Raw genomic sequence first — 11,402 nt, forward strand, 5'->3', positions numbered from 1 at the left:
CCTATGCCCGAACCGCGCCCGGGCGGCTTCCGGCGACTGCGCCGCCGCGCCGAATCCGACACCGTCGGACAGCCGCCGACCCGAGCGACCGTGCGCAATGCCAAGATCGTCGCCCTGCCGGTCGCCTATGCGGCGCGGCGCGCGGGCGGTCTGGGCCGCCGGGCGCTGGGGCAGCCGGCCCGCGAGGTCGAGCTCGATATCCAGGCGCGCACCGCACAGCACATGTTCGAGGTGCTCGGTGAACTGAAGGGTTGCGCGGCGAAATTCGGCCAGGTGCTCGCACTCTACGAATTGGCGCTTCCCGCCGAGCTCGGTGCGCCCTATCGGGAGGCCTTGAGCCAGCTGCAGGATTCCACCCCGGCCATGCTCCCGGGCGCGGTGTACGAGGCGATGGCCGCGAGTATGGGCGCGAATTGGCGGGATCGATTCACCTCCTTCGAACCGCGTTCCTGCGCCGCCGCCTCGGTCGGCCAGGTGCATCGCGCGGTCTGGAGCGACGGCCGCCCCGTCGCGGTCAAGATCATGTACCCGGGTGCCCGCGAATCGGTGCAGTCCGATCTCGCGCAGATCCGCCGACTCGCACCCCTGGCAACGGTTTTCATGCCGGTGGCCGATACCCGGGCACTGGCGGACGCGTTCACCGAATGCATCACCGAAGAGCTCGACTACGCCAAAGAGGCTGCCGCACAGCGGGTTTTCGCCGAGGCCTACGCCGACGACCCGGACTTCGCCGTCCCCCGGGTGGTGCACCAGCAGGGTGATGTGCTGATCAGCGAATGGCTCGACGGTATTCCGCTGCCGCGCATCATCGCCTCCGGGGACCAGTCCGAGAAGGACCGGGTCGGCCTGCTGCTCCTGCGGTTCGTGGTCTCCAGCTTCGCCCGCACCGGGCTGCTCTACAGCGATCCGCACCCCGGCAATTTCCGGGTCTTGCGCGACGGCCGACTGGGCATCGTCGATTACGGCGCCTGCCCACCCTTCCCGTCGGACTTCCCCACGGTGGTCGGCGAGATCGCCGATGCGGCGCTCAACGGGTCCAACACCATGCTGGAGGCGGTGCTGCGCGGGCACGGATTCATCTGCGCCGACGGCGATTTCGATATCGACGGACTGGTCGCCATGACCGCGCCCATCCGCGAGATCACCCTGCAGCACACCTCCCACCTGACCACCGCATGGTTGCGCAAGCAGGTCCTGCGCGCCACCGAGCCACGGCTGTCGAACGTCAGCAGGCAACTCACCTCACCGCCGGAGTACACCCCGATCGGGCGCACCATTCTGGCCGGGGCCGGGGTGCTGTGCCAGCTGGGCATCGAGGGGCCCCTGCGCGATGAGCTGCACGCCTACCTACCGGAGTGGCGGGCGGCGGTCGAGCGCTTTCACCTGGGTGAGGGTCCCGCGGCCGGTACCCTCGCACGCGCGGGGGTACCGGTCACAGATGCATCCATTTCGGCCACAGCTGTGACCACGATTTCTTGATCCCGGTGCACTTCCAGATCGTGACGTTCTGCGTATTGCCCGGGAAACCGATGCGGGTGTTCACCTTTCCCACCGGTTCGACGTGGTCGAACTGGCCGCGCAGCACCGCCTCGTAGCTGCCCACGGCCAGTACGGCGGTGGCGTCGTCCGGCGGTGCGCCGAAGTAGCCGAAACCCCGGCTCGGGCTGTAGATATCCGGCAGCTGTTTGCGGCCGAACTCATCCAGTGCCGCTGCCTGCCAATAGGTATCGGTAATGATGACGGCATTGGACTGCTCCTGCCGGCTGAGCCCGTCGAAGGCGCGATCCACCTCCTCGGTGAGTTCGCGCCAGCCGAAGGATCCGTAGACGCCGATATTGACGGCCGCCTCGGCATCGTCGACCGGCGGGCGCACCGAATCGGCCGAACGCCAGGGTGTGGAGTACAGCACGAAAGCCGCTGCGCAGACGGCCAATATCGTGACGAGGGCGATCAAGAACCGCCGCCCGCCGCTCCCCATCCGCTCGGTGGTCGTCACCACACCCACCGCACCGGCGGCGATCAGAACGGCGTACATCCCGGCGGCATAGTAGATCCGGCCGCCGGTGATCAGGAACGCCAGGAACAGCAGGATCAGCGTGACACCCAGAAAACGATAGGGCCGCAACGACTCCCACGCCAGCAAAACCCACAGCCCGTACAGCAGCAGGAGCGCGCCCAGGAATCCGGCCAGGCTCACCGACATCGGCACGAACTGCAGGCGCCCGCCGAGAATCCCCTGCTCCGCGCCGATCACCCGGCCCATCTCGAGCTGCGGCCAGTCGTGGCGGGACTGCCACAGCAATTCCGGCACCGTCACCAGCACCACGATCACACCGCCGAGCCACAGCAGCGGTCGCCGCACCAGATCGCGCGGCCCGAACACCAGGCTGCTCGCGGCCACGGCCAGCCAGAAGAAGGGAATCAGCCACTTCACCTGCATATCGATCGCCGTCACCAGGGCGGCTGCGAGGAGTAACCGGTCCTCGCGGGTGCGGACCCAGCGCACCACCAGCCAGGTGATGATCACCCACAGCGCGGTGTCGACGGCATTGGTCGTCAGCATGGCGCCCTGCAGCAGCAGGAACGGTGAGGTCGCGTATCCGGTGGCCGCGAGCGCCTGCGCCCAGCGTCCGCCGCCGAATTCGCGGGCGAGCATGGCGCACAGGATGATTGCGGTCACCGTGAGCGCGACCGAGGGCAGTCGCAGGACGAAGAACGATTCCGGGGCGAGGATATCCATGAACCGCGCCACCATCGGCAGCACCGGACCCTGATCGGCGTATCCGAACGAGGGCCGCCGGCCGGCCGCCAGGAAGTACAGCTCATCACCGAAGTAGCCGTACCGCGTCGCCGAGAGCAGCAACACCACAGCGGCCGGAACGGCCACCGCGGCGACCGCAGGCCACGACAGGGCCGGGCGCTCGTGAAATGACGTTTTCCGGCTGGTCGGATTCGGTTGCGCGGGGCTGTCCACCACATCGGTCATCGGCATACTCCTGCATGGCGGGTACTGCTCGAAGTGACAAAAGCGGTCAGTGGCGAATGTACAGCGTCCTGCGGAGGGCTCCCGCACACGAAACACCCTGCGGTCCGTGCCGCGGCGCGCACCGCCGCTCGGACGGGTCCCGGAGTTCTATACTCGAACGTGCATGCGCCTGTCGCGCAACGCATTTCCGTCGAGGAGACCGGCATGCCCGAACCCACCCCCGAAACCAATCCGTACGGCACGCCCACCACCACCGGGCCGGAACCGATCCGGTCCTATCAGGGCGTGCTCAATACCGTCATCCGCACGCTGCTGAACGTCCCCATCATCGGCAACCAGCTGGGCAAGCGGCTGGTCACCCTGCATGTGACCGGCCGTAAGTCCGGCAAGGTCTACGACGTTCCCGTCGCGTACACGCGGCACGAGGGGGATCTGCTCATCGGCACCTCCAAACGCCCGTGGGTGCGCAATATCCGCAAGGGCGTCCCGATCGAGGTCTCCCTGGGCGGCCCGCAGCGCAGCGCAGACGCCGAGGTGTTCGAGGACAGTGAATCGGTCATGCGGCTCTACGACCTCATTGCCCGCGACAATAAGCAGAACGCCAAATTCAACGGCATCGGCTTCGATCCGGACGGCAGTCCGCACCAGGCCGATATCTACCAGACCTGGCAGCAGGGCGGCGTGGTCATTCGGGTCACCCTGCGCTGAACCGACTCCGGCGCACAACCCGAACCGACTCGGCGCACGATCGAGCCGCCTCCGGCTCACGGTGGAACCGCATCAGGCGCACGGCTGATCCGACTCCGGCGCACGCCGAGCCGGAGCGTGACGCCGCTCTACTTCGCGATGTGCGCCTGGACGTAGTCGGCTGCGGACAATCCCACCAGCACTTGGCGAACCACCGGCGGCGCCCAGGCGGCCGACGCGTCGTGTCCCAGGACCGGATCGCTCAGGGGCACGATGCGCCCCCGCGTCTCGAGCTCGAATTTGCCCGCCGCGCGAATGTTCTTCAGCCAGTCCACATCCCGGCCGTAGGTGAGCGCGATGCGGTAGCCGTCGCCGCGCCGGAACACCGTCACCGGCGACCGGTAGACACGGCCGGATTTGCGCCCGACGTGGATTACGATCCCGAATCCGGGTGCGATGCGCGCCATGACGCCGAGCACGGGATTGGTGATCCGCCGATTGATTCTCGCGAGCGCCCGTGGCAGCGGCATATCTCGTCCTCTCGACAGTGAGATCCTCGCCGTTGCTCAGCAGCGCAGCAGAGATCAAAACGGTTGCGTCCCAGACATTACGCCGCCACCGCACGGTCCGGGCGGCATCGCCGTACCCCACCCTGGTTAGGGTGCACCTGAGACCGCCGGCCCCGCGGCGGCACAGGAGGGAGCCCTCATGTCGGAGCTGATCGCGGTATACGACGCCGCCGGTCACGAGATCGGCGTCGAAGAGCGGTCCGTGGTGTACGCCCGGGGACTCTGGCATGCCAGCGCGGGCGTCCTGGTGCGCTCCCTGGACGGCGAACGCATCTACGTGCACAAGCGCACCGACACCAAAGCCGTCTTCGCCGGCATGCACGACTGCCTCGCCGGCGGCGTCCTCGATCCCGGCGAGGACCCCGCCGCCGCCGCGATCCGCGAACTGGGCGAAGAACTGGGAATCGAGCTGGGCCCCAACGACGATCGCCCCCGCCCCCTGGTCACCGCCGCCTGGGACGGCGAATGGGCAGGCCGCCCCATGCGCTGCCACCTCTTCGCCTACGAAGTGCGTTCCGACGGCCCGATCCACCACCAGCCCGAGGAGATCGCCGACGGCTGGTGGTGGACCGACGCGCAACTCCGCACACACCTGTCCGACCCCTCCTGGCCCTTCGTCCCCGACACCCGCCGCATGATCCCCGACCTGCTGCGCCCCCTGCCGTGAGACCAGTCACAGTAGCTGCTTGTTAGCTTGGCGTAAGGAACGCGCTTATGTAGCGTCCTGCCTGTTCAGCTCCGGTCTGCCGGCCGAAGCCGCGTCGTGAATGCCCCGGCGCAGTGCGGGCCGCGCGAGGAATACACACCGGTCCGCATCCGACATCGAGAACAGGATGAGGGATCGATCGTGAAGACATCTGCACAACTGTGGCTGAGCCGTGGAATCATCACGGGCACAGTGCCACTGGCCGTCGCGGTCGCCTGCGCCAGCGTGGTCTCGGCCGCCCCGGCCTCGGCCGAAGACATCCAGGACCTGGCACTGCCCGCCGTGGTGCTGCCCGGCATCGGTCTGCCCGGTGCCGATCTCTCGAGCTTCACGGTGCCTGTCGGGGATCTGTCGAAGCTGCGAGTGCCCGCCGCTGACGTGGCCGGTGTGCCAGTGCCGGACATCAAACTGCCCGCTGTAGCGCTGCCGGGTGATGTGCAGTTGCCCGCGCCCGCCGATCTGAGCATCCCAACACTCGCGGATCTAGCTGTGCCGCAACTGTCCCCGCAGGACCAGCAGCGGCTGACCAATGCCGGCATCGGCGCTGCGATCGGTGGGGCGGCGGGCACGCTCGTGGCTCTCCCCGTGGCGCTGGTCATTCTCTCCGGCGGTGTGGCCGCCGGTGCCGCCGCCGGTGCTGCGATCGGCACCGCGGTAGGTCTCGGTGCAGGTATCCCGACCGGGCCGGGCATGGTCGGAACCGGATTGACCGGTTTTGTCATCGGTGGTGCCGTCGGGTCAGCCGTGGGCGGCGCGGCCGGTGTGGCGGCCGAACTCGCCATGGGCGCCGTAGGTGCCGGCATCGGCGCTGCGATCGGTGCTGCGATCCCGGTCTCCTGAGACCGCGGCAACCGTGTCACCTCGAAACCCGACGCGGATCCGGAAACGACGCCGCTAGGGCACCGGACCGCCGTGGATGTTCGGGTGGTGCGCGGCGGCGGCCGGAATATCGGCGGGTGATCCGCCGAGCGGACCCTGTAGGAATGCGGCCATGATGTCGTCGGCCGCGCGCTGGGTGTCGACCGGTCCGCGGGAACCTCCGATGAACTGGGCTACGGCGTAGCGTGCGGGTGCGGCGAGGAACAGTGGCGCATCGGTGAAGCTGAAGTGGTTCGCCTCGGCGATCTCGTAGCGGAAGCCGCCGGCCTGCAGGTGCTCGATGAGGCTGCGACTGCGGTCGAGATACTGCGCGGAATGGCCGGTCTCCGAATGATCGCTCTCCAGCAGCAGGAATGGGCGCTGTAGCGCCCGATCGGGGAGATCGCCGTAGAGCGTGCCGTCGATATTCACCGCCGCCCTGATCCGTGGATCCAGCGCCGCGGCGGCGACCGCGGTCGCACCACCGAACGAATGGCCCACCGCCGCAATGTGATCGGTGTCCAGACGGCCCGCGAGCAGACCGACGGCGTCGGAGCGGCCGAGCTGGTCGACGACAAAACGCAGATCCGCGGCGCGCACCGAAAGTTGCTCGGCCATATAGCGATCGCCGTCCGCGGCATTATCGGGGAAGTGCCCGGCCGGTGTCGCGAGGGTGCCATCGGCGAGTTCGGTGACCGCCGACTCGTAGGGATGGTCGATCGCGAGCACCACGAATCCCCTACTGGCCAAATCGGTGACGAGCCCGGTGTAGAACGCCCGCGGGGCGCCGTAACCGGGTGAGAACAGCACGACCGGCCACTGCATGCGATCCGCGCTGATCGGCACATCGGCGAACGCATGGGTATCGATGGACCCGTAATTGCTCATGAGGAAGCTCGGCACCAGCGATACGCTGCCGGGCAATCTGCCGAGCCCGTCGATATAGACCCAGCGCCGCCCCGACGCGAAGTCGGTCGGATACCACGCCTGCACAACAACATTGCGGTGAACACCGGCGGCCTCGGTGGCCGTCTCCGGTCGTTGCTGATCGACCCAGCGAAAGATCTCCGAGCCCACCCGGTAGCGCCCGGTCGGCTCGGGCAGGTGCGGCACCGGCTGAAAACCCCAGGGCAGGATGGCGATCAGGGCGAGCAGGCCGACAGTGCCGCGACCGGCGCCGGTCAGAATCCGCCGCCGCCTACTCGCGGTGGCGGGGGTTCGGCTCAGCGTCAGCCACGCCGTCGCGCCGATGACAAGGTAGATCGGCACCATCTGCCAGTAGAAGCTCTCCAGCACCCATTGGACCAGACAGCCGATGACCAACAGCGGCAACATGATCGGGGCGAGGCGTGCGGCCCGGCCCGGCGCCACGGCCGCGACCATCGCGAAGAGTATGGCGGCGCCGGGGACAACCGCATCGATGATCGACATTGCGTCGAGCATTGCGCATCGGGCACCGCCGGCACGTCGGCGGAAAGTAGCGTTTCAGGTCATCCCCCAGGATGATCCCGAAACGCCTACCTCCGAAACGAGAACAGCCCATCCGATGTCCCGCGCGACTCGGATGGGCTGTTTACGTTGTGCGGCTCAGGCGCCGGTGCTACCGGTGAACAGACCCTGCAGGGTCTTGATCAGAACCGAAGCCAGGAAATCCGAGGCGGATCCGGACACGCGCTACTCCTCATCTATCAATGACAGTCGAACATCCGAAGCATGCACGTTCCAGATTCATCGGTGGAGGATTTCCACAAGAAAATCTCAGAATCTGACACTTGATTTTTAGTAGAACGTGTTCTAGCTGCGGTTATGTCAATGCAGCACAAGTGTGTTCTGCCTCATATTTCTAGCCCGACGAGGCGGACGACCCCGCCCACGCCGCGAAGGCGCCCGGATTACGCGTCTGCAGCAGCACCCGCCCCGGCCCGATGAAGTCGAAGACGAAGCCCTCACCGGACTTCAGCGACTGCAGCGACCGCCCCGAGACCGCCCGGCGAATCGAGAAGTTCATGGCCAGGTCGTAGGCCACCACATGCCCGGTATCGATGGTCACCGGCTCGCCCGGCGCCAGATCGATGACATCGATGGCCCCGAACACCCCGAGCACCACCTCGCCGTCACCGTGGGCCCGCAATCCGAAACCCCCCTCGCCGCCGAACAGATTCGCCAGCCCGCCCCATTTCGCCTCCACGGTGACCGCGGCCGAATTCGCGATCCAGCCGCCGCGACTGATGAAGTACGGCCGATCCTGCGTAATGGCCAGGGAGAGCATGTCGCCCGGCAGTGCGGGCGCCACATCCACCCAGCCGCCCTCCGCCGGCGCGGTGAAGGTGGACACGAACAGCGACTCACCCGCGAGCACCGACCGCTTCAGCCCGGCGATAATGCCGCCTTCGACCTTGGCGGCCAAGGAAACTCCCGCGGAATGCGCGACCATCGCACCGCTCTCGACCCGCATGGGCTCGCCCCCGGCCAGAAAGCAGCGGGCAATGGTCGACGACGGATTGTGCCGCAGTTGAACCTTCATGGCACGGGACGTTAGCAGCGAAAACCCGGCATGCGGGCACGATCCCGGCGCGTCTCTCCCCGCAGGTCCAGCCATCCCGCCCCACGCGCGCTCCCGAGGTGGAATGATGCCGACCGCATAGTCCGCCGCGCCATCCCTGAGCTGAAGGAGATCCACACCGGTGAACATCGAACCGCACGCGCATACCCTCGACGACGACCACGCCCGGCAGCCCCGCCGAATTCGTCTGGGGCGCAAGGCGCTACGGCGGATCGGACTCCTCGGTGCGGCCATCGCGATCACCGTACTGGTGAGCGGGCGCGCTCAGGCGATGCCGAATCAACTGCGCGACACCGCGCCGGGGTGCTCCCCCGCCGCGGCCGGACAGCCCAATGGCATGCAGTGGCAGGCCGAGCCGGGCATGACCATCGATCCGAATTCGGCCTATACCGCGACGCTGCAGAGCAATTGCGGCACCATCGCCCTGAGCCTGGACGCGGCCCGGGCGCCGCAGACGGTGAACTCCTTCGTCTTCCTGGCCGGACAGCAGTATTTCGACCACACCAAATGCCACCGCCTGACCACCCAGGGCATCTTCGTCCTGCAGTGCGGCGATCCGACGGCCAGCGGCACCGGCGGCCCGGGCTACCACTTCACCGATGAGAACCTCGCGGGCGCAACCTATCCCGCGGGCACCGTGGCCATGGCGAATTCGGGGCCCAATACCAATGGGAGCCAGTTCTTCCTGGTGTACAAGGATTCGCAGCTGCCGCCCAACTACACCCCGTTCGGCCATGTCACCGCCGGTCTGGATGTGCTGCAGAACATTGCGGCCGCCGGTGTCGAGGGCGGATCCGCCGATGGCTCGCCCGCGGCGGAGGTCACTCTCGACTCCGTCTCGACCACACAGGGCTGATCTCTCAGCCCAGATGACGCATGTTCGACCACTCGCGCGACCACGGTGCGCGCGGGTGGTCGCAGCGCCACAGGGTGATATCGCGGGTGACGCCCGGAATGCCCAGGCGCGCATCGGCCCGGCCGACCGCCGTCACGTCCGTGCACCACGTGCGGGGCTGCGTGCCGTCACCGCCGACCCACAGCACCGTGGTCGCCGCATCCGGCGGGGTGCCGAAGTAGCCGAAGCCGCGGCTGGGGCTGTACACCGCGGGCAGGCCGTACTTCCGGCGATCCACATCCAATGAGCTTGCCTGCCAATAGGAATCGCCGATCACCACGGCATTCGCCCGGACGTCCCGCGGCAGCGCCGCATAGGCCGCGGCGGTCGCCTCGCCCAGTTCACGCCAGCCGAAACGCCCGTACACGGTGAGCTGGGCGACCGCATCGGCCTCGTTCGCGGCGGGTTCGATCGTCGACTCCGGCTGCCACGGCAGCGATACCGCCACGGTGAAGACCGAGGCGACGACCAGCCCTCCGGCGAGCCAGCGCCGCCATCCGACCATCCGCCGCACGGCGAAGACGGCGCCGGCGGCCATAACCGCACCGTAGCAACCCGCGCCGTAATACGGCCGGCCGTCGGTGATTACGAAGATCACGGTCACCAGCACCGGAACCACACCGAGGAAGCGGTACGGCCGCAATTCCGGCGCGCGCAGCAGTGCCCAGATTCCCGCCAGCAGCAGCGGCACGCCCACCACCCCCGCAACAACCAGTGCCAGCGGCACATACAGTGCGCGCCCGCCGCTGGAATCCTGTTCGGCGGCCACCTGCGCGCCCATATGCAGTTGCGGCCAGCCGTGCCGGGCCTGCCAGAGCAGGCTGGGCAGGGTGCACAGATACACGCCGATGACACCGACCCACAGCGCCGGACGCCGCAGCAACTCGCGCGGGCCGAAGCACAGCACGCCGACCCCGACCGCGATCCAGAAGAACGGGATCAGCCACTTCACCTGCATATCCAGCGCTGTCGCCGCGGCCGCCGCCAGCAGCAGACCGTCGTGGCGGGTGCGTACCCAGCGAATGAGCAACCAGCTGATCAGCACCCACAGGGCGGTGTCGATCGTATTGGTGGCCAACTGATCTCCCTGAACGAGCAGGAAGGGCGAGGTGGCGTAGGCGACGGCGGTGAGCGCCTGTGCCCCACGGGAACCGCCGAACTCCCGGGCGATCTGCGCGCTCAGCACGATCGCCGCGACGGTGAACAGCAGCGCCGGAATACGCAGTGCCACCACCGATCCCGGTGCCAGGAGGTCCATCAGCCGGGCGAGCGCGGGCAGCAGCGGCCCCTGATCGGCATAGCTCACGGCGAGCCGGCGGCCGGCCGACAGGAAATACAGTTCATCCCCGAAATAGCCGTAGCGGCCGAGCGTCGCGAGCAGCGCCAGCCCGCCGGCAGCGGCAATCGACAGCACCGGGACCGTCGCGAACGGCGGCAGACCCGCCCGCGACTCGGTATGCACCGCCCGGGTTTCCAAGGTTCTGGTCACTACTCCCCCTGCGAGATTGTTGCCAGGTCGAACAACCGGCACAGATGTGCCGTATACCTGTGCACGTCGAAATCGGATTCCTGAATGGCGCGCCCGGCGGTGCCGTCGATGGCATCGCGGATGGACTTGGCCATCAACAGCGGATCGAAGTCACCGAATACGCTGTCGCGCTGCCCTTCTCGCAGCATGTCGACCAGCGGCCGGAGAATCTCCTCCGCCCCCTCGGCATAGGTGAATTTCAACTGCCCCTCCGCATCGCGCAGGTTCAGCACCACATCGGTCATGGCCGCCACGTACTGCTTGTTGGCGTCGATGAAGTCCAGATTCGATGCGATGTAGGCCCGCAGCCGATTTCGCGGGCCTACCGCGGCCGCGATCACGGGCGTCATGAACTCCGCACCCGACACATAGAGCTGGATGACCAGCTGCGTCATCAGATCGTCTTTGCCGTCGAAGTGGTAGGAGATGACCCCTTTGGAGATGCCCGCATGCTCGGCGATCTTCGCCAGCGACGCATTGCCGTACCCGATCTCGGCGATCAGGTCCACCGCCGCGGCGATGATCTGCCGCCGGCGCGCCTCCTCGATGAAGGACCGTTGCTGACCGACCGTCTCATTTTCTGACCGCACGGCCAAATTTTAGAACAGCC

At 67.5% G+C, this 11,402-nt stretch carries 11 protein-coding genes; 5 read left to right on the forward strand and 6 right to left on the reverse strand.

Annotated features, from left to right (window positions below):
• Positions 1 to 3: 3 nt before the first annotated feature.
• Positions 4 to 1,479 (forward strand): ABC1 kinase family protein, encoded by a 1,476-nt coding sequence (locus tag OG326_RS26675; RefSeq protein WP_327139862.1) that lies wholly within the window; start codon positions 4 to 6, stop codon positions 1,477 to 1,479.
• Here OG326_RS26675 and OG326_RS26680 read toward each other — a convergent pair.
• Positions 1,433 to 2,986 (reverse strand): glycosyltransferase family 39 protein, encoded by a 1,554-nt coding sequence (locus tag OG326_RS26680; protein ID WP_327139863.1) that lies wholly within the window; start codon positions 2,984 to 2,986, stop codon positions 1,433 to 1,435. The two genes, OG326_RS26675 and OG326_RS26680, sit on opposite strands and share 47 nt — an antisense overlap.
• Before the next feature lie 204 nt (positions 2,987 to 3,190).
• Here OG326_RS26680 and OG326_RS26685 point away from each other — a divergent pair, with 204 nt between their 5' ends.
• A complete protein-coding gene (locus OG326_RS26685) occupies positions 3,191 to 3,694 on the forward strand; it encodes a nitroreductase/quinone reductase family protein (protein WP_327139864.1) in 504 nt (167 codons plus the stop codon).
• A gap of 128 nt (positions 3,695 to 3,822) precedes the next feature.
• Here OG326_RS26685 and OG326_RS26690 read toward each other — a convergent pair whose 3' ends face one another.
• Positions 3,823 to 4,203, reverse strand: a complete 381-nt coding sequence (locus tag OG326_RS26690) for a nitroreductase family deazaflavin-dependent oxidoreductase (RefSeq protein WP_327139865.1) — start codon at positions 4,201 to 4,203, stop codon at positions 3,823 to 3,825.
• Between the two features lie 178 nt (positions 4,204 to 4,381).
• Here OG326_RS26690 and OG326_RS26695 point away from each other — a divergent pair, with 178 nt between their 5' ends.
• Both OG326_RS26695 and OG326_RS26700 read left to right on the forward strand, forming a co-directional pair.
• Entirely contained in the window at positions 4,382 to 4,909 is a 528-nt protein-coding gene (locus OG326_RS26695; protein ID WP_327139866.1) for an NUDIX hydrolase, read from the forward strand.
• Positions 4,910 to 5,089: 180 nt separating this feature from the next.
• The gene (locus tag OG326_RS26700) at positions 5,090 to 5,788 is read left to right on the forward strand and encodes a hypothetical protein (RefSeq protein WP_327139867.1); all 699 of its coding nucleotides are present in this window, start codon (positions 5,090 to 5,092) and stop codon (positions 5,786 to 5,788) included.
• Positions 5,789 to 5,842: 54 nt separating this feature from the next.
• On the opposite strand, the gene OG326_RS26705 is transcribed toward OG326_RS26700, so the two are convergent.
• Both OG326_RS26705 and OG326_RS26710 read right to left on the reverse strand, forming a co-directional pair.
• Positions 5,843 to 7,237: an alpha/beta hydrolase family protein gene (locus OG326_RS26705; protein ID WP_327139868.1), complete on the reverse strand. Its 1,395-nt coding sequence runs from the start codon at positions 7,235 to 7,237 to the stop codon at positions 5,843 to 5,845.
• Between the two features lie 412 nt (positions 7,238 to 7,649).
• A complete protein-coding gene (locus tag OG326_RS26710; protein WP_327139869.1) occupies positions 7,650 to 8,330 on the reverse strand; it encodes a TIGR00266 family protein in 681 nt (226 codons plus the stop codon).
• A 160-nt stretch (positions 8,331 to 8,490) separates the two neighbouring features.
• Here OG326_RS26710 and OG326_RS26715 point away from each other — a divergent pair, with 160 nt between their 5' ends.
• Positions 8,491 to 9,225 carry a peptidylprolyl isomerase gene (locus tag OG326_RS26715; RefSeq protein WP_327139870.1) on the forward strand — a complete coding sequence of 245 codons (735 nt, stop codon included), beginning with the start codon at positions 8,491 to 8,493 and terminating at the stop codon, positions 9,223 to 9,225.
• A 4-nt stretch (positions 9,226 to 9,229) separates the two neighbouring features.
• On the opposite strand, the gene OG326_RS26720 is transcribed toward OG326_RS26715, so the two are convergent.
• Positions 9,230 to 10,753, reverse strand: coding sequence for an ArnT family glycosyltransferase (locus tag OG326_RS26720; protein WP_327139871.1), 1,524 nt, complete (start codon positions 10,751 to 10,753; stop codon positions 9,230 to 9,232).
• Positions 10,753 to 11,382 carry a TetR/AcrR family transcriptional regulator gene (locus tag OG326_RS26725; RefSeq protein ID WP_327139872.1) on the reverse strand — a complete coding sequence of 210 codons (630 nt, stop codon included), beginning with the start codon at positions 11,380 to 11,382 and terminating at the stop codon, positions 10,753 to 10,755. Before OG326_RS26725 ends, OG326_RS26720 begins: the two co-directional genes overlap by 1 nt.
• Positions 11,383 to 11,402: the final 20 nt, after the last annotated feature.

This window comes from Nocardia sp. NBC_01327 (assembly GCF_035958815.1).
In the GTDB taxonomy this organism is placed as follows: domain Bacteria; phylum Actinomycetota; class Actinomycetes; order Mycobacteriales; family Mycobacteriaceae; genus Nocardia.

Excerpts from the sequence above, each read along its gene's own strand:
- OG326_RS26675 (WP_327139862.1), top strand. The coding sequence starts at position 4 with ATGCCCGAACCGCGCCCGGGCGGCTTCCGGCGACTGCGCCGCCGCGCC.
- OG326_RS26680 (WP_327139863.1), bottom strand. The coding sequence starts at position 2,986 with ATGACCGATGTGGTGGACAGCCCCGCGCAACCGAATCCGACCAGCCGG.
- OG326_RS26685 (WP_327139864.1), top strand. The coding sequence starts at position 3,191 with ATGCCCGAACCCACCCCCGAAACCAATCCGTACGGCACGCCCACCACC.
- OG326_RS26690 (WP_327139865.1), bottom strand. The coding sequence starts at position 4,203 with ATGCCGCTGCCACGGGCGCTCGCGAGAATCAATCGGCGGATCACCAAT.
- OG326_RS26695 (WP_327139866.1), top strand. The coding sequence starts at position 4,382 with ATGTCGGAGCTGATCGCGGTATACGACGCCGCCGGTCACGAGATCGGC.
- OG326_RS26705 (WP_327139868.1), bottom strand. The coding sequence starts at position 7,237 with ATGTCGATCATCGATGCGGTTGTCCCCGGCGCCGCCATACTCTTCGCG.
- OG326_RS26710 (WP_327139869.1), bottom strand. The coding sequence starts at position 8,330 with ATGAAGGTTCAACTGCGGCACAATCCGTCGTCGACCATTGCCCGCTGC.